This window comes from Nostoc sp., assembly GCF_036918015.1.
Taxonomy (GTDB): domain Bacteria; phylum Cyanobacteriota; class Cyanobacteriia; order Cyanobacteriales; family Nostocaceae; genus Nostoc.
The window spans coordinates 159,609-177,492 of record NZ_JBALEO010000098.1 but is presented as its reverse complement, the minus strand read 5'-3'; the positions used below and the strand labels follow the sequence as shown (position 1 = coordinate 177,492).

General features: G+C 42.7%; 14 protein-coding genes. 6 read left to right on the top strand and 8 right to left on the bottom strand.

The features are described from left to right. Window positions 1-1,348: 1,348 nt before the first annotated feature. Entirely contained in the window at window positions 1,349-1,486 is a 138-nt protein-coding gene (locus V7K61_RS31510) for a hypothetical protein (RefSeq protein WP_335059736.1), read from the bottom strand. Window positions 1,487-1,925: 439 nt separating this feature from the next. Between V7K61_RS31510 and V7K61_RS31505 the strand changes: the two genes are divergently transcribed. Continuing rightward, a complete protein-coding gene (locus V7K61_RS31505) occupies window positions 1,926-3,125 on the top strand; it encodes an acyl-CoA dehydrogenase family protein (RefSeq protein WP_335059734.1) in 1,200 nt (399 codons plus the stop codon). 189 nt (window positions 3,126-3,314) lie between these two features. Here V7K61_RS31505 and V7K61_RS31500 read toward each other — a convergent pair whose 3' ends face one another. The 6 genes from V7K61_RS31500 to ssuD form a co-directional block, all read right to left on the bottom strand. Beyond that, complete coding sequence (locus V7K61_RS31500) at window positions 3,315-4,265, bottom strand: D-2-hydroxyacid dehydrogenase (RefSeq protein WP_335059732.1); 951 nt, start codon at window positions 4,263-4,265, stop codon at window positions 3,315-3,317. Window positions 4,266-4,345: 80 nt separating this feature from the next. After that, window positions 4,346-5,293 carry a D-2-hydroxyacid dehydrogenase gene (locus V7K61_RS31495; protein ID WP_335059730.1) on the bottom strand — a complete coding sequence of 316 codons (948 nt, stop codon included), beginning with the start codon at window positions 5,291-5,293 and terminating at the stop codon, window positions 4,346-4,348. Window positions 5,294-5,525: 232 nt separating this feature from the next. Next, window positions 5,526-5,747 (bottom strand): hypothetical protein, encoded by a 222-nt coding sequence (locus V7K61_RS31490; protein ID WP_335059728.1) that lies wholly within the window; start codon window positions 5,745-5,747, stop codon window positions 5,526-5,528. Window positions 5,748-5,997: 250 nt separating this feature from the next. Continuing rightward, entirely contained in the window at window positions 5,998-6,768 is a 771-nt protein-coding gene (locus V7K61_RS31485; RefSeq protein WP_335059726.1) for an ATP-binding cassette domain-containing protein, read from the bottom strand. A 148-nt stretch (window positions 6,769-6,916) separates the two neighbouring features. Further along, a complete protein-coding gene (ssuC, locus tag V7K61_RS31480; protein WP_335059724.1) occupies window positions 6,917-7,750 on the bottom strand; it encodes an aliphatic sulfonate ABC transporter permease SsuC in 834 nt (277 codons plus the stop codon). Between the two features lie 91 nt (window positions 7,751-7,841). After that, window positions 7,842-8,990, bottom strand: coding sequence for an FMNH2-dependent alkanesulfonate monooxygenase (ssuD, locus tag V7K61_RS31475; RefSeq protein ID WP_335059722.1), 1,149 nt, complete (start codon window positions 8,988-8,990; stop codon window positions 7,842-7,844). A 1,209-nt stretch (window positions 8,991-10,199) separates the two neighbouring features. Between ssuD and V7K61_RS31470 the strand changes: the two genes are divergently transcribed. The 4 genes from V7K61_RS31470 to V7K61_RS31455 all read left to right on the top strand — a co-directional run bounded on the left by V7K61_RS31470 (window position 10,200) and on the right by V7K61_RS31455 (window position 15,904). Continuing rightward, entirely contained in the window at window positions 10,200-12,014 is a 1,815-nt protein-coding gene (locus tag V7K61_RS31470; RefSeq protein ID WP_335059720.1) for an iron uptake porin, read from the top strand. Between the two features lie 626 nt (window positions 12,015-12,640). Further along, on the top strand, window positions 12,641-14,278 hold the full coding sequence (locus V7K61_RS31465; protein WP_335059718.1) for an FAD-binding protein: 1,638 nt from the start codon (window positions 12,641-12,643) through the stop codon (window positions 14,276-14,278). After that, window positions 14,275-14,604: a 4Fe-4S binding protein gene (locus V7K61_RS31460; RefSeq protein WP_334698234.1), complete on the top strand. Its 330-nt coding sequence runs from the start codon at window positions 14,275-14,277 to the stop codon at window positions 14,602-14,604. Before V7K61_RS31465 ends, V7K61_RS31460 begins: the two co-directional genes overlap by 4 nt. A gap of 235 nt (window positions 14,605-14,839) precedes the next feature. Further along, complete coding sequence (locus V7K61_RS31455) at window positions 14,840-15,904, top strand: ABC transporter substrate-binding protein (RefSeq protein WP_335059716.1); 1,065 nt, start codon at window positions 14,840-14,842, stop codon at window positions 15,902-15,904. On the opposite strand, the gene V7K61_RS31450 is transcribed toward V7K61_RS31455, so the two are convergent. Next, window positions 15,901-16,314 (bottom strand): hypothetical protein, encoded by a 414-nt coding sequence (locus tag V7K61_RS31450; protein WP_335059714.1) that lies wholly within the window; start codon window positions 16,312-16,314, stop codon window positions 15,901-15,903. The two genes, V7K61_RS31455 and V7K61_RS31450, sit on opposite strands and share 4 nt — an antisense overlap. Window positions 16,315-16,381: 67 nt before the next feature. Between V7K61_RS31450 and V7K61_RS31445 the strand changes: the two genes are divergently transcribed. Then, window positions 16,382-17,878, top strand: a complete 1,497-nt coding sequence (locus tag V7K61_RS31445; protein WP_335059711.1) for an amidohydrolase family protein — start codon at window positions 16,382-16,384, stop codon at window positions 17,876-17,878. Window positions 17,879-17,884 lie beyond the last annotated feature (6 nt).

The following is a 17,884-nucleotide window of genomic DNA, read 5'->3' as shown; positions in this document are numbered from 1 at the left end:
ATCAGCAGTGGTTGTAAGTGATGATTAAGAGGAATTCTTTTCGGAGGATAATTTGCTATATGCAGTAATAGCTATGCAAAGTATTTCATTTCTCAATCACAAACTCTCGAAGTTTTTTCTAGTTCGGGACAATGTTATGGCTGAAAGTTAGCTTTCATCCTTTTGAAAAAGACCTGAATCGGAAGAATTCTTAAAAGAATGTTTTCAGACATTCCTAACTCTTTAACAGCCTTGTCTTGACTTAAATGGTGTGACATAATTGTAGTTAGAAATTGCATTGAGTCGTAAATTATGTGAAAACGTAGTTTATTGCAGTTGTGTGATCAAAGCCTGACAGCAAAAAAGCCACAACTACAAATCTGACTAACGTTGTAGTGTTAATCAGAAATTTACACAATGTGCAATTAGTTCCCGGCATATTCCCTAGTGCTTTGCGAGTCTAGGGGATAGTCTTCGGGATAGCTTCATCCTGATCGTGCAACCTGGAACAAAAGAGGATCTTGAGTAGGCTACAGGAAACAGAAGACTATAAAAACTATAAAAGCACATCGTAATTTTTGTTTAAGTAAGTAGTATTTTACCAATTAAGCAAAACTCCACTTAAACAAATATTGCTTAACCTTGCTTGGAGATTCCAGAATGGATCTTTTTCCAGCACTGCCTAGTATCTTTAAGGTAGCATCTAGCAAGTTATTTAACGTTTGTTTAACGTTTGTATTATACCTCCTATAGTGTAATAAATGCAAGGGACGAAAAGAGACTTGCAAACATCATCATATTTACATACAAACATGATATTTACATAATTAGCTTACACTCCTTAGCACTTAAATTTAGATATTTTAGTAGTTTCTTAATGTAAATTTTCTGACAAGTCACCTAATAGATGATTTTTAACAAAAAAAATATATTCCACAACCATTTGTACATTAAATCTTTAAATAGCTAGGCTGCATAACATGATGGTAGCCATAACGGCGACTATTGTTTGCTTAAAGGTGATATTTAAGTTGTTTGAATTAGCTGTGAGGTAAAACACATTAATATTGTGATCCAGCACACACACTAGTTAACTACCTTAATCTTAGCATTTTTCCCATCAAGGGCATAGCAGCAATACATATTACAGCTTGATAGAAGTTGAGAAATAAGCATGATGTTTAAATGAGTCTATAGTTCAAAAAATGACAATAAATCGCAAATTCGTCTTTTAAAACCTAAGATTGCGATGCGATCGAGTCAAGTAGTAAATGGATAAATTGATGGTGGTTATAGAGCCAGTGCCCTGACGAAATTGTGACACCATAGATTTGGTTAAATATAGGAAATCATCCATAGCGGTTCTCACTCAGATCGGGTACATCCTCAAAGTTAAAAAATTTATATATGAAGTCCAGTTATACATCAGTAGCAGGGGAACCGCTATAAAAGCAACCAATATCACCTTGGTTGCGATCGCCAATGCTGTTGCTGTATGTTTATCCATTGGAAAATCTACTTGATGAGAAAATGATCCCTCTATGTATGTAGGGATCTTTATATTACTCTCAACAGAGAATATTTAAACGCTTGTTTCTCCGTGCTTGGTTCCAAATGCGGAGATTTAATTTGAATGACAGTTAGCTTAAAAGACCAGTAGGGAATTCAGTTCCTAAGTTGTGGGGCGATCGCTGAATTTTCTACTTGGCTTGCTCTATGAAAGGAGTTTGTGTCATACTTACAAAAACCACTAATTACTAAATATCGGTCGATTTTAAGTAGTATTTTCACGAGTGCTAGAAGTAATACAGTCTGGGTAATGAGGATTGGAGATTGAGGGGAGACTGCCGTCATGCGAAAAATTGATGTTCCTGCAAACTTGAGATGCTTCCATATTGAAAAACATCTCTGATTTAGTAGTACAGTGAATTACGAAGGAGTATTTAATGTCACAGTTGGAGCAAGCAGTGCCAGACACCTTTGTAGCCCAAGGCTTAGAAACTCTCCCCAATATTTTCGACCGAGTTGAGGCTCTGGCCAAAGATTTTGCCACCCGTGCAGGGGCACACGATAGAGATGCTTCCTTTCCCTTCGAGAATTTTACAGCTTTGCATGAGGCAGGATTGCTGAACCTCACCATTCCGTGTGAATTCGGTGGCCGGGATTTGGGATTGGCAACTATCTGCCGGGTGATTGAAGGGATAGCGCGTGGCGATGCTTCGACCGCATTAGTACTGACAATGCACTATCTTCAACATGCTCATGCAGCCCGTAGCCGTCGCTGGCATCCAGAAGTATATAGGCGGTTGTGTCGTGAATCAATTGAAGGCATCGCCCTGCTCAATGCTGCCCGTGTTGAACCAGAGTTAGGAACGCCAGCGAGAGGCGGATTACCTGCAACAATTGCCGAACGAACAGCAGAGGGCTGGCGTTTAACAGGACATAAGCAATACACCACAGGCAGTCCTATCCTCAGCTATTTTGTTGTTTGGGCACGGACAACTGAAGATGAACCAGAAGTTGGGAATTTTCTAGTTCCGCGCGATCTGCCAGGTTTGCGAATTGTCGAAACCTGGGATCACTTGGGGATGAGAGCTACGGGCAGCCATGACCTCATTTTAGAGAATGTATTAATTCCCTCAGAGTATGCTCTCAATATCAACCCCATATCTGCTGCGCCATCTTTTGATCCACTGATTTCCACTTGGGGCAGTTTGACAGTGAGTGCCTTATATCTCGGTGTTGCTAGTAGTGCGCGAGACTGGCTTGTTAAATATCTTTGGGAGCGATCGCCTTCTAATCTTAAAGAGCCACTGGCAACTCTGCCACGCTTCCAAACTGCCGTGGGTGAGATGGAAGCACTCTTATTTGCTAATAATAGATTGATTTATAGTTTGGCTCAAGATATTGACAAGGGCGAATATGAGCCTAACGTAGGATTACAGGCACAGGCTGTTAAATATCTTACTACAACCAACTCGATTCGTGCCGTGGAGATTGCCTTAGAACTAACTGGTAATCCTGGTTTATTAAAGAGAAATCCTTTAGAGCGTCACTACCGTGACGTTTTGTGCAGCCGTATCCATACACCGCAGAATGATGTTATTTGCCAATCTTTAGGAAAGTCGGTGCTGAAAGTTAAGTGATTGGGGAGTGGGGAGTAGGGCGAGCAGGGGAGCAGGGGAGCAGGGGAGCAGGGGAGCAGGGGAGCAGGGGAGCAGGGGAGCAGGGGAGCAGGGGAGCAGGGGGAGCAGGGGATGAAGTTGCAGTAAGTTTTATCTCCTCTACTGCTCTGTCCCTCCGCACCTCTACCTCTTGTGCCCAATGCCCAATATTTAGTATCCTGCTTGCTTATCTACAACATTCCGCAAGGGCTGACCGTTTTGGTAGCGTTGAAGATTGTCGATAAATAGTTGTGCTATGCGCTCTCTCAGGCGTGGCGACAAGGCTGAACAATGGGGTGTGATAAAGGCATTCGGTAGCGACCATAAGGGACTTTCTGGCGGCAGAGGTTCGGTTGCAACAGTGTCTAATCCAGCACCCGCAATCCATCCCTCACGTAGTGCGGTGATTAATGCGGCTTCATCTACGATCGCACCACGAGCAATATTAATTAGGTAAGCAGACTGACGCATAGAGCGCAATGCAGCTTCATCGATCAAGCCTTTAGTTTCTGGGGTTAATGGTGTGGCAAGAACTACATAGTCTGCTGTCGGGAGGAGCGATCGCCACTCATCAGCACCCACCACTTTGTCAAAATTCGGTAGGGGTTCAGGATGGCGGCGACTACCCCAAACTGTGACTCCAAAGGCTTTGGCACGAGATGCGATCGCTTGACCGATATTTCCTGTGCCAAGAATTAATAAAGTCGCGTCTGCCAACTCTTCGAGAAATACTCCTCTTACCCAAGTGTGTTCATTCTGCAAAGTTTGCAATTTCCGCAGATTCTTGGCGTGATAGAGCATAAATGCCAGTACAAATTCTGAAATTGGAATTGCATGAACCCCTGCACCATTAGTGAGGATAATGTCCTTTTGCAAAAAAGTTGGCGTGAGGATGTGATTTACGCCAGCACTTGGTGATTGTTGCCAACGCAGCGCGGGTGCTGCTGTGAGTACTTTGTCAAGGGTAGAGGTTTTTAGGTAAAATCCATTGACATAAATCTCTGCATCACTGACATCACCATCGAGATTACCTTCACTATCCACCTCCACAACATCTATATTAGATGGTAGGTGTGGCTCTATATCTGCAATGAGATGATCGGGTAAAATTAGTTTCACCATTAGCTACTCCCTATTTCCATTTTGGATTTGGATTTTGGATTGTGCGACCCAATCGGCAGCACTTTTTAATTTTTAATTGTTTAGTATCCTGCTTCTTTGTCTACTACATTTCGTAACGGCTGACCAGCTTGGTAACGCTTTAGATTGTCGATAAATAGAGCTATCGAACGCTGTTTACTCTTGGGTGAATGGCCGGAAGTATGAGGTGTGATAAAGATATTAGGAAGTGACCACAAAGGACTTTCTGGTGGTAAAGGTTCTGAGTTAACTGTGTCTAATGCTGCACCTGCAATCCAACCTTCTGTGAGCGCTTTTATTAATGCCGATTCATCGATGACGCCACCGCGAGCAATATTAATTAGATACGCATGATTTGGCAGCGATCGCAATACAGATTCATCAATAAATTCTTTGGTTTCGGGAGTTAGAGGTGTTGCAATCACTACATAATCAACTCCTGGCAGGAGCGATCGCCATTCATCAGCACCCACTACTTTATCAAAATTTGCTAGCTCTTGGGGATGACGGCGACTGCCAATAATTCTTAAGCCGAAGGGTTTAGCACGGGCGGCGATTTCTTGACCAATACCACCAGCACCAATAATTAGCAAGGTTGCATCTGTTAATTCTTGGATAGCAAAACCTCTTTTCCAGTGACGTTCAGCCTGTAAAGCATATAATTCTGGCAGGTGTTTGGCATGAGCCAGTATGTAAGTAATTACAAATTCTGCGATCGGAATTCCATGCACTCCAGCCCCATTAGTGAGGATAATATCTCTTTGCAAATAAGTTGGTGTCAGGATGTGATTCACCCCTGCATTTGGTGCATGATGCCAACGTAGTGCTGGTGCTGCTTCTAGTATTTTATGCAGTATAGGACTTCTCGATAAAAACCAACTGAAATAAACTTCAGCATCGCTGGTATCCCCATCTAAATTTCCTTCAACATCTACTCGTACAATCTGTGTATTGGGTGGTAGATGTGGCTCAATGTCAGTAACTAGATCGAGCGGCAAAATGAGCTTCATTGTAGATTCCCTCTTATTTATTTACAAAGCTATCTCTGGAAATTGCCTATATTTGACAAAAAATTGAGTGCCATTTTTTCTTGGCACAAATTATGATAATATTTAGTAATATTTCAGGGCTGATTATTTAATCTGTAAACACATAAGCTCTAGATCAAAATATTCGTTTTTATATTTATACGCTCTTTTCTCTGTTCCTAATATATGCTTTATGCCAGAGTTTTATTCTTGATTATTGGTGAAATGCGACTATTCCAATTAAATTTTTATCCTCAAAACATCCCAAAATAAAGTTATTGTTATCTACTGGAATTCTATCCCGAAATTGTTCTATCGTCTTAATTACTTCTTCCTGATATGTTGTACCAAATGAATCTGGATTTTTATCTAAAGCTTCTAATCTGATCTGTCTATAATCTTCTGCATCATACTTGGTTAATTTTTTGACGATCATTAGATATTTATTGTTTTTTCAATCAAGCAATATATGATATATTATTATATTTTACTTTGGCTAGATCGTGAATATAGAAAAAATCACCTAGACTAGCAGAAAGGAGACTTGAGAGGTATTTTGATTGTTCATCAATAATTTTTTATTGTTATAGATAACTGCTTTTGAAGAGCAAGTTTTAATCTCGAAGTAGCATATTTACCGCAGCTACCTCAAGTTTAATATTGATTGACTACAAAAAGCTTAAATTTCAACTACTCATCTGTAATAACTGGTTGTTTACCTGAGTATTTTCATTACTCATTACTCGTTCTAAAACTGCTTCTCTAATATTGATAAACACTTCGCTACTTCGATCTCGCGGGCGTGAAAGTCTCACAGGTAAATCCATAGAAATCTTTCCTTCATCAATCACTATCACTCGGTCTGCTAACGCCACAGCCTCTTCTACATCGTGAGTAACCAAAAACGCAGTAAATCTTCGCTCTTGCCACAAGTTTTCAATCAAATGCTGCATTTCTTGGCGAGTTAGAGCATCCAATGCTCCCAAAGGTTCATCTAGCAACAACAAACGGGGCTGACTGGCTAAGGCTCTAGCCAATGATACCCGTTGCCGTTGTCCTCCAGACAAAACATAAGGCCACTCATCAGCTCTATCTTTGAGTCCGACTTTATTGAGTACCCATAAAGCTTTTTCACGCCAATTACCTTCTAAGCCCAACCCCACGTTCTGAATAACGCGCTTCCACGGCAGCAAGCGGGGATCTTGAAACATCACTGTTACAGAGCGGCTGAGTCTATGTAGTGGTTCTCCATCCAATAGTATTCCGCCTGAAGTTGCTCTATCTAATCCTGACACCAGACGCAATAAGGTACTCTTACCACAACCACTTCGTCCAACAATAGCGACAAACTCACCTGCTTCAACTTCTAAATTCAGCGAGTTTAAAACAGTTTTCTTACCAAAAGCTTTCGTCAAATCCAAAATACTTAGTTGTGTACCCTGTACATTTGAACTCACTTGCAAAACCTCCTTTTCGATAACAACTGGAATTATTATTATTTATTTGATTGATCAGACGTTGAAGAAAGCAAATCATACTCAAATTAACAGAAGTCAAAAGTTAAAATCAGGAATTTTCAACCTTTAATTCTGGTGAGTTTAGCTTTTATGACTTTTGGTAATTAGGGTTCCAAGCCAAGAATTTTGTTTCTAATCCTCTGGCGACAGCATCTGCTAATTTACCCAGCAGTGCATAGATTACAATACTCAAAACCACAACATCAGTTTGCATAAACTCACGGGCATTCATTGCCATATAACCAAGACCAGAATCTGCCGCGATCGTTTCTGCCACAATTAGTGTCAGCCACATAATGCCCAAGGAAAAACGGACACCAACGAGAATCGAAGATAAAGCTCCTGGAAAAATAATTTGCCACAGAAGTTGTGGTGTTTTTAATCCATAAACTTTTCCCATTTCAATCAGTCCAGGGTCAACACTGCGAATGCCATGAAATGTATTGAGATATAATGGGAAAAATACCCCCATAGACACTAGAAATAATCTAGCTTGATCGCCAATACCAAACCAGAGAATCACTAGCGGAATTAATGCCAAATTAGGGATAGTACGCAGCATTTGCAAGGAACTATCCAATAACTTTTCTGCTACACGGGAAAAGCCATTGAGTAATCCCAAACCGAAGCCAATACTGCCACCAACTATAAAACCAGATATCGCCCGCCCTGCACTAATTCCTATATGTTGGAACAGTTCTCCAGTTGAGCCTAGTTTAATTGCTGTAGCGATTACACCACTTGGTGCTGGTAAAATCCTGGTTGAAAGTAGACCAGTTCTAGAAGCAAGTTCCCAAAGAACTAATACGGTAACAGGCACAATCCAAGGAACTATCTTCTGGAATTGTTGGTTTTCCCACAATTCCTTCAGGAATATTGTATTGTTGTTATTGCTTTTGGTGTGTTTAAGGGTAATAGTCATGTGATTTGGAGTTTTAGATTGTCCACAAGGATGAATCTAGAAGCATCGTTCGCATAATTCGTAACTTGCTCTTTAATTACGAATTATTAGGTCATGAAGCACTTGTTAATTGTTTCGCAAATTTTTCATTGGCGAAGATTTCGCCAATGGGACTCAATACTGGTGGCGTTAAAGGTGCAGGTTCATTCTGCAAAGGTAGGCGGGGAAATAATAATTCAGCGGTGCGATACGCTTCTTCTAAATGGGGATAGCCAGAGAAAACGAATGTTTCTATCCCCAAATTGCGATATTCCAGCATCCTAGCGGCAACGGTGTCAGGATCTCCGACTAAGGCCGTACCAGCACCACCCCGCACCAATCCAATTCCTGTCCACAGGTTGGGGCTAATCTCTAAGGCTTCTCGACTACCACTATGTAGTTGACTCATGCGCCGCTGTCCTTCAGAATCAGATTGAGCTAAGTCTTTCTGAGCTTTAGCGATCGCATTGTCATCGACATACTTAATTAGCTCATTGGCTGCATCCCAAGCAGCTGACTCGGTTTCTCGCACAATTACATGCAAGCGAATCCCAAAACGGACTGTTCTGCCCTGTTCAGCCGCTAATTTCCTAACTTCGGCAATCTTTTGGGCCACTTGTTGTGGAGGTTCACCCCAAGTCAGGTAAACATCTATATGTTTAGCAGCAACCCGCTTGGCGGCAGCAGATGAGCCACCAAACCACAAGGGTGGATAGGGTTTTTGAACTGGTGGAAATGAGAGCTTACCACCTTTAATATCCAGGTATTTTCCTTTAAAATCGACTGTTTCCCCACTGACGATACCCCGCCAAACTCTGAGAAATTCATCGGTTAAATCATAGCGATCGTCATGACTAAGATGCAAGCCATCCCCAGCCAGCTGCACCGGATCTCCGCCTGTCACTACATTAATTAACAATCTTCCTTTAGAAATCCGGTCAAATGTTGCTGCCATCCGTGCAGCAACACTTGGGGAAGTAATTCCTGGACGAATTGCCACCAGAAATTTCATCTGCTTGGTGACAGAGATGAAAGCAGCGGCAGTTATCCAAGCATCTTCGCAAGAACTTCCTGTGGGTAACAATGCGCCCGTGTAGCCTAAACTATCCACAGCTTGGGCAATTTGTTGTAAATAATCAGGTGTGACAACACGAGAGCCAATATCTGTGCCTAAATAGCGTCCGTCATGAGATCCAGTAGGAATAAACCAAAGAATTTGCATTTGTGTCAGACAGGGTACAAGTATATATCCTACGGCATATCGATCGAATTACCGGAGTTTATAGTCAGCATTTTACAGGAAATTATTTAAAATGCCAGTGATAGATTAACGATTCATAAAGAATGACTGCCCACAAGATTGACGTTCTCACGCACAATCTCGATAATCATTACACTTTTTTTGCAACAATAGCTGTCGTGAAGAATACAAGTTTTGTGTCAATTACCCGCCTTTTTGCAACTTTGAAGTGTTCACTTCTGGTTTCATCGACAGAAAGCTTGCTAACTTGCACTTTCTAAGTCTGTGTATCTCAACGTGTAAATTAAGTACTTAACAGCTTAGTCTTGTATCGGCGTCTTTTTGTCCCCTATTCGTCTTTAACCGGGTTTACGATTATTTTGATGGCAATTTTCTGCCTCGGATCTGTGCAGTTAGTTCAGTGTTGGCATTTGAGGCGAATATATATAGCGCTTCTCGAATGGAAGCAATACATTTTGACCTCTCTCCAAACCTCTCTCCTAAAAGGAGAGAGGCTTTGATGCTCGCTCTCCAACGCTAGCTCTTAAGGATCTGGGGGTTAGGTCTGTATTTCACGTAATTGAGAACCGTTATAGGGCGCATCTACGAAGAAAAAGTACTAGGTCTTGCATTGTACCAAGCTCTATGCAAAGATAATTCTACAAAAGTACGGTAAGTCGATAGAACTATCGTACTTGTGTAACGATTGATGCTGTCAAAATATAGCTGATTACAAAATAGTGTTTTCAACTAATGTTAATTGGCAAATAATCACTTGAATCGAAATCAAGCTTTCGTCAATGTCAGTAGCCATTGATGAACTTTGTACAGCATAACTAAAAAATGGACTTTAGGATGTTTCAGAAGTGTTAGTTCATATAGTGTGTGGTTGAGTTTCCCTTAAAAGTATAGAAGTCTTTGCTAAGTCCGTTATTGTCTAATTCCAGACGTTTTTAGGCTTATTTTAAGCGTCATAATTCCTAGCTGACTGCGAATTTTGGATTGTACATTCAACGACTTAGTAGTGGTTTCGATCTTTATCAGAATTTTGCGCTTTTTTCAGCAGCTAAAGCTTTGGTAAATCGATGTTCTAATCGTTAGCTATAAACATTAGAACAATGATTTATATTGTCTTTTCTGTCTAATCAAGGGCTAATTTATTCATCTTTAAGGTTGAGGAGTTAAGGAGTCATGTCGAAATTTCGCTGGAATTATAGATCCATAGTGTTCCTGCTTTCGGTGCTAGATATTCTAGCTATCCTGGTTTTTCATCCAGCCAAAAGTCAGGCTGAATTGCCTAAATTTGATGTATCTACTACTGAAGTACAAGAGAACAAAGCTCCAGAAGCAGTTGTCAATCAAACAGTAGACACTTTAATTGCACCAGTCACTCTTAAAAAAGCTCCAAACGATCTCCGAGATCGAGTGACACCTGTATCACAATTGTTGCAAGCTACACCGCCAACTAATCAAAAAGCCCCAAAGAATGCAGCAGGACAAGTAACATCCGTCTCGCAACTATCAGATATTAAGCCGACAGATTGGGCATTTCAAGCATTACAGTCTCTAGTTGAGCGCTACGGTGTAATTGCAGGATATACAGATGGTACATTTAAAGGCGATCGCTCCCTAACGCGCTATGAATTTGCCGCTGGGTTGAATGCAGCTTTAGATCGCCTCAATGAACTAATAGCGACTTCGACAACAGATTTAGTTAAACGCGAAGACTTGGATACCATCAAAAAATTACAAGAACAATTTTCTCCAGAACTCGCTCAACTTCGGGGACGCGTAGATAGCTTGGAAGCACGAAGTGCGAAGTTAGAAGCAACTCAGTTTACCACCACAACCAAACTTATAGGTCGATCTCAGATTGTTTTTGGCGAAGTTCTGGCGGGTAATAATGTAGTAACTAAGAGACCAGCACCTCACAATGCCACACTTCAAGGTTCAACTTCTTTACGGTTAAACACCAGTTTTAACGGTAAAGATTCGTTAGGTATAACAATAGGAGGTGGAAATATTGAATCACTGGGACAAACAAGAGCTGGATTATTGGGAACTTATGAGGGCAGAACTGCTGATAACTCCAGTATTACTTTTGCACGCAACACTCTTATTCTCAGTGGTGTTCGCTATCGGTTTCTACCTTTTCCAAATACCCAAGTCAACATTTATCCCTTGTCTGACGGAGCTAGTGAGATAGGTCTTTCTGGCCCTATTAACCCATATTTTGAATCGTCTTCTGCAACTGGTGCTAATGGGATTTCACGATTTTCACGGCGGTCTTTGGTCTATAACTATGGAGATAGCGGCCCTGGAATTGCTGTACTCCAGGGATTGGGCAAACAGGTTCAATTAGGGCTAGCTTACAGCGCACCAAACGGTGGTAATCCCACAACTAATAACGGCTTATTTACAGGCAGATATTTAGCTTTAGCACAGTTAATATACTACTCTTCTAATCGGAATTTTCGGGTGGCGGCAACTTACGTTAATACCTATAGCCCACCAAATACTCTAGGTTTTAGTGGAACAAATTTCGGGCCAGCAGTCGGGAGTAACCTGGTAAACAGCACCGTGGCGGGAGCGGCAACTATAGGCAACCTTTATGGTCTACAGGCGTTTTATCAAGTTAATCCCAAGTTTGCAGTCAATGCGTGGGTAAGTTATGCAGCACACCGCTATTTGGGGCGTGGAGATGGCGAAGCTATGGATTGGGCGGTAGGACTGGCATTCCCGGATCTTTTTAGTGAAGGTGCTTTAGGGGGGGTTTTAGTTGGTATGGAACCAAAAATGATTAGTCTCAGTAGGGGTGTAGATTTGGGAGCGGGTGCGGGCCAAGCAGACAAAGATACTTCCCTACACGTTGAAGCATTCTACCAATATAAAATCGGAGATAATATTGAGGTGACGCCGGGTTTGATCTGGATTACTGCACCGAACTCAGATTCTAGCAATCCTGATAGTTTATTTGCTTGGGTTCGTACTGTCTTTAGGTTTTAACCCTTGACACTCCCCGGACTGAATAAAAATTTTTACATTCGTTTAATCAAAAGTCCGGGGATTCTTGAGTCTTAACCTGGATTTCTCACAAGTGAGAAATCCAAGGGGTGTGGGGAGTGTGGGAGGATGGGGAAGAAGTCTTACCCCCCACACTCCCCACACTCCTCTTCCCTTGAATATGCGTGAGAAATCCGGGTTAAGGGAGTCAATGTTAGTGCCGCAAGACAAAGCCCAATCCAATTTTGTGTCTTTTCTATCTAGACAAAACCGTTTAGAAAAATTTATTAAACTACTGTAAACTTATCGAATTTAAGTATCTTACGATCCAAAATTGGACAACTACACAAAAGACGTTACAAAGCAAGCTGTTGAGAAAGATAACTCAGTTGATTTTACATAAATTTACGTTTGAAGTTGTTTGGTAAAACGCTTGCTTTTTGTCTAAAACTGTGAAAAGCTTTATTATGTTATAAACTACGGTTTATTGATCGAGATAAAGTAGTTGCGATAACAATCTAGTAAGAACCTGTATTAAAGGGTCATAGTTTCTAGATTTTTATTATTTTGCAGCATCGATGGGGTGAAGATTTGATGCTTAAGACTTTATCGATGGGGGGAAATGGTAGATGCTGAAGACGTTAGCAACCGATTTTGAACTCGACTTAGAAGCAGATGTGCTTGTAATTGGAGGTGGGCCAGCTGGGACTTGGGCGGCATGGAGTGCTGCATCAAGTGGATCTAGAGTCATCCTCGTAGATAAAGGGTATTGCGGCACAACTGGATGTGCTGCTGCATCTGGTAATGGTGTATGGTACGTGCCACCAGATCCAGAAGCACGGGAAACAGCGAAGGCAAGTCGGGAATCGTTGGGTGGGTTTTTAGCCGATCGCAATTGGATGGATCGGGTACTGAATCAGACTTATCTAAACGTTAATCAGCTAGCAGAGTGGGGTTATCCCTTTCCTACCGACGATGAAGGCAAACCCTATCGGCGATCGCTGCAAGGGCCTGAGTATATGCGGCTGATGCGGCGGCAAATTCAACGCGCTGGAGTCAAGATTTTAGACAACAGTCCCGCCTTAGAATTACTGGTTGATGACGATGGTGCTGTTGCTGGTGCAACAGGTGTGAACCGTCAGACTGGTGAGAAATGGATAGTGCGATCGCAGTCCACAATTATTGCAACTGGTGGCTGTGCATTTCTCAGTAAAGCGTTAGGATGCAACGTCCTGACGGGGGATGGTTATCTGATGGCGGCAGAAGCAGGAGCCGAGATGTCGGGTATGGAATTTTCTAATGCTTATGGCATCTCTCCCGCCTTTTCTTCAGTTACCAAAACCCTGTTTTATAATTGGGCAACTTTCACCTACGAAGATGGTACTGTAATTCCAGGGGCAAGTTCTCATAGACGTTCAGTAATAGCTCAGACATTACTACAACAGCCAGTATACGCCATCATAGACAAAGCGGCGGAATCGATGCGGCCATCTATGCGTTTAGCACAGCCCAACTTCTTTTTACCCTTTGATCGTGCAGGCATCGACCCATTTACCCAACGTTTTCCTGTGACTCTGCGTTTAGAGGGAACTGTGCGCGGAACGGGGGGAATTCGGATTGTCGATGAAAGTTGTGCCAGTTCTGTACAGGGACTCTACGCGGCTGGAGATGCTGCCACACGGGAACTAATTTGTGGCGGATTTACTGGCGGTGGTAGTCATAATGCAGCTTGGGCAATATCTTCTGGTTATTGGTCAGGGAAATCGGCTGCTGAATATAGCCGCAGTTTGGGAGAATACAAAACTCAACGCCACGTTAAAGGAGTTGGAGAGGTAGTATTAGATAGTGGGAGCGTAGCTTGCCGCCGAAGGCATCGCACCTTAGCGACTGATGAAATTATTCAGGCAGTCCAAGCTGAAGTATTCCCCTATGAAAAGAACTATTTCCGTACAGAACAAGGCTTAACCGAGTCTTTGGGTAGATTAAATCATCTTTGGCAAGAACTTCGCAGTAGCCAGATAACATCAGAAAAAGAGCTTCCCAGGGCGCGAGAAGCTGCGGCAATGGTAGCCACAGCACGGTGGATGTACAGCAGTGCCATTGAACGTAAAGAAACTCGTGGAATGCACAGACATCTAGACTATCCAGAACAAGATGCTAACCAGCAACATTACCTAACTAGTGGCGGATTGGATCAAGTCTGGGTGAAGAGTCAGCCTTTACATGGTACAGAAAAGCCACAACCCAAAATAGGAGCAGCAGTGTGATTGAGTTGGTCAGCGAGTCGCGGTGCATAGAATGTAATATATGCGTGAATATTTGTCCAACTAACGTATTTGACAGAGTGCCAGATGCACCGCCAACCATTGCTCGACAGAGTGACTGCCAAACCTGTTATATGTGCGAATTGTATTGTCCAGTTGATGCCCTTTATGTTGCACCAGAAAGCGATATGAAAACTTCAGTCAACGAGGCAGAATTGATAGAAATTGGGTTATTGGGTAGTTACCGTGAAAACGTTGGTTGGGGACATAAACGCACCTCAACAGCAAAAGCCGATGAAACATTCCAAATTTTGAAGCAGATGAAATAGTAACGCAATGTGCAACTTATCCTTAGAACCCCACTTCCATTCCTCTCCCCCACAGGGCTACGGTGTACACACAAGTTAAATTACCCCCCTTAATCCCCCCTTATAAAGGGGGGAAACAAGAAATCCAGTTCCCTCCCCTTTATAAGGGGAGGGTTAGGGTGGGGTAAAACGGGGTTGGGGGTTAGGTCTCTTGAGAAAGTTGCACACGGCGTACAGTACAGCGGAGAAAAAAGTCATGCTGTCGTTCCCAATAGGAACAGGTTCTATCAGTAAAAATAAATTTACCTCCAAATTATCAACCTCAATGGCTTGTGTCCTGCTGCTACTAACTACAGGATGTAGCCAAGGGGAAACTAAGTCTGCTCAATCTGTTGAGGCTATTAATACCAAAAATGCTAGCACTGTAGCTGCATCTAATAGCGTTTCTACGCTGCGTATAGGTTATGTAGGTAATTCAGAACCTACAGGGCCACTTGGTTGGGCAAAGAAAAAGGGAATTTTAGATCGTGAGTTGCAACAAGCGGGATTTAAAAATATTACTTTTGCAAGATTTCCTAACGGGCCGGATCTAAATGAGGCGCTGGTCGCAGGACAATTAGATGTTGGCTCTTTAGGGGATACGCCAGCCATAGTTTTAAGAGCAAGGGGTCAAGAAACCCGACTGCTACGGATTACTCAGTTTAATACAACTGCCTGGTTAGTGGCGAAAAAGAATGGGCCGCGATCGCTTGCTGAACTTAAGGGTCAAAAAATAGCTACCCAAAAAGGTTCTTATATGCATCGATATCTACTGGGACTATTAGCTGAAGCAAAAATTGCCAAGGATGTAAAAGTTGTCCACTTGATGACTACTGAGGCAAAAGCAGCTTTAGAACGTGGTGATGTCGCAGCTTATGCAACTTCAAGCGATCTAGGGCCTTTTCTGAAATCACAAGGGTTTCCAGTGATTGATTCTTCAGCAAATCATAAAGGTTTGTCAGGGACATCATTAGTTGTTGCAACTGAAAGCTTTTTGGCGAAACAGCCTGATTTCCCCCAGAAGTTTAATGGAATCCTGACAGAAGCAGCCAAGGATTTAAAAGCTAATTCTGAAGAATATTATCAGTACCACGCCCAAATTACTAAATATCCCATCGATATCATCAAAGTATCGTTACCACTCAAACAAATATCAGAAGAACCATTACCAGCCGAGGGCGTGAAACTTTTAGAGGGAACAAAGAAATTTTTAGTCTCGCAGGGTTTAGCCAAGTCGGACTTTAAATTAACAGATTGGGCTGCGAACAAACAACAGCCTTAATTTCTATCAGCCATTCCAAATGCGGGAGTAGAGGAGGTAGGAATCAGTAACTTTTCTGAACAAGAAAAACAAATTTTTGTAATTAAGTCTTTCAAAGGTGCAACCTCCAGGCTCAAAGGCTCAACTTCCAGGTTCAAAGGCTCAACTTCCAGGCTCAAAGGTGCAACTTCCAGGCTCAAAGGTGCAACTCCCAGGCTCAAAGGTGCAACTCCCAGGCTCAAAGGTGCAACTCCCAGGCTCAAAGGTGCAACTTCCAGGCTCAAAGGTGCAACTTCCAGGCTCAAAGGTGCAACTCCCAGGCTCAAAGGTGCAACTCCCAGGTTCAAAGGCTCAACTTCCAGGTTCAAAGGCTCAACTTCCAGGCTCAAAGGCTCAACTTCCAGGCTCAAAGGTGCAACTTTCAGATTCAAAACCTTTTTGTTTCTCTACTGGCTCTTTCCTTTTGAGCAATCCATCTACAAATTCAGGTAAAATGCTATGACTATTGCACTAGACCGTCCACAAAAAACTAAGTCTGCTCAAATTCGGGAAAAACTGGGTTATCCGATCATCGATACCGATGTACATACCCAAGAGTTTCCCCCAGCATTCTTAGACTATTTAGAGCAAGTTGCTGGAACTGCGATCGCAGAGCGTTTTCAAGAACACTTACCCGGTGCATCTCGCTCTAAATGGTTTAAGCAATCTTGGGAAGAACGCCGCACTTATCGCACCGCCCGCCCTCCTTTCTGGACTCGTCCCACAAACGATCCCCTAAATTTAGCTACCGTTAGTTTGCCTAAGTTGTTGCACGAACGCTTACAAGAAGCAGGTACAGACTTTGCCGTTGTGTACCCCAACTTGGCAACGATGGCCCCGCACATCGGCAATGAAGAAATGCGGCGGGCTGTTTGTCGGGCGGCTAATACTTATCACGCTGATATTTTCCGTCCTTATAGCGATCGCTTAACACCCATTGCGGCAATTCCCATGCATACGCCAGAAGAGGCGATCGCAGAATTGGAATATGCGGTAAATATTCTGGGACTCAAAGCCATTCAAATCCCCGGACATATCCGCCGCCCGATTCCCGCCTTCGAGAAGTATGGCGAAGAAGTAGCCAACGAAGCCATCTGGATTGACACCTTTGGCTTGGATAGTAAGTATGATTACGATCCCTTCTGGGCAAAGTGCGTAGAACTGAAAGTTGTACCCACCACCCACTCTTCCGGTATGGGCTGGATCAATCGGCGTTCCATTAGCAATTACCAATACAACCATATTGGTCACTTTGCATCGGCTGCGGAAGCACTATGTAAATCTCTGTTCTTTGGTGGCGTAACTCATCGCTTCCCCACACTCAAGTTTGCTTTCTTAGAAGGAGGTGCAGCTTGGGGTGCTAGTTTGTACACCGATTTGATTTGGCATTGGGATACTCGCAATAAAGACCATTTGGTAGAAAATAACAATCCCGCCAATATCGATCGCGAAGAATTGCTAGAACTCTATACCCGTTATGGTGGCGAATTAGTACATGGTCGTTTGGATCAACTAGGTAGCGGTTTAGGTTTCCACGCTGAGTTAGTAGCGCCGTTAGAACCAGGTGATTTAGATGAATTCGCGGTTGCAGGAGTAACGAAGCCAGAAGATATCCGCGATCGCTTTTTGAATCACTTCTACTTTGGCACAGAATCAGATGATACCCGTGTAGCTCAAGCCTTTAACCGGAAAGCTAACCCTTATGGCGATCGCGTTAAAGCATTTTTGGGTTCCGATTCTGGTCACTGGGATGTACCTGATATTACTGCGATCGCTGCTAATACCTATTCAATGGTAGAACGCAAGATTATCACCGAAGAAGATTTGCAATATTTCCTATCAATTCATCCCTTGGAATTGTACACCAGCCTCAATCGTGATTTCTTCAAAGGTACGGCTGTCGAGAAAACCGCAGATGAATTTTTGGCTGGGAAATTAAGGCAAGAGACGCGATAAATCGCC

What these genes read in the sequence shown, in the direction of transcription:
- ssuD (WP_335059722.1), bottom strand. Translation starts at nt 8,990, where the DNA reads ATGCAAATTCTTTGGTTTATTCCTACTGGATCTCATGACGGACGCTAT.
- V7K61_RS31490 (WP_335059728.1), bottom strand. Translation starts at nt 5,747, where the DNA reads ATGATCGTCAAAAAATTAACCAAGTATGATGCAGAAGATTATAGACAG.
- V7K61_RS31495 (WP_335059730.1), bottom strand. Translation starts at nt 5,293, where the DNA reads ATGAAGCTCATTTTGCCGCTCGATCTAGTTACTGACATTGAGCCACAT.
- V7K61_RS31510 (WP_335059736.1), bottom strand. Translation starts at nt 1,486, where the DNA reads ATGGATAAACATACAGCAACAGCATTGGCGATCGCAACCAAGGTGATA.
- V7K61_RS31505 (WP_335059734.1), top strand. Translation starts at nt 1,926, where the DNA reads ATGTCACAGTTGGAGCAAGCAGTGCCAGACACCTTTGTAGCCCAAGGC.
- ssuC (WP_335059724.1), bottom strand. Translation starts at nt 7,750, where the DNA reads ATGACTATTACCCTTAAACACACCAAAAGCAATAACAACAATACAATA.
- V7K61_RS31470 (WP_335059720.1), top strand. Translation starts at nt 10,200, where the DNA reads ATGTCGAAATTTCGCTGGAATTATAGATCCATAGTGTTCCTGCTTTCG.
- V7K61_RS31465 (WP_335059718.1), top strand. Translation starts at nt 12,641, where the DNA reads ATGCTGAAGACGTTAGCAACCGATTTTGAACTCGACTTAGAAGCAGAT.
- V7K61_RS31500 (WP_335059732.1), bottom strand. Translation starts at nt 4,265, where the DNA reads ATGGTGAAACTAATTTTACCCGATCATCTCATTGCAGATATAGAGCCA.
- V7K61_RS31445 (WP_335059711.1), top strand. Translation starts at nt 16,382, where the DNA reads ATGACTATTGCACTAGACCGTCCACAAAAAACTAAGTCTGCTCAAATT.
- V7K61_RS31455 (WP_335059716.1), top strand. Translation starts at nt 14,840, where the DNA reads ATGCTGTCGTTCCCAATAGGAACAGGTTCTATCAGTAAAAATAAATTT.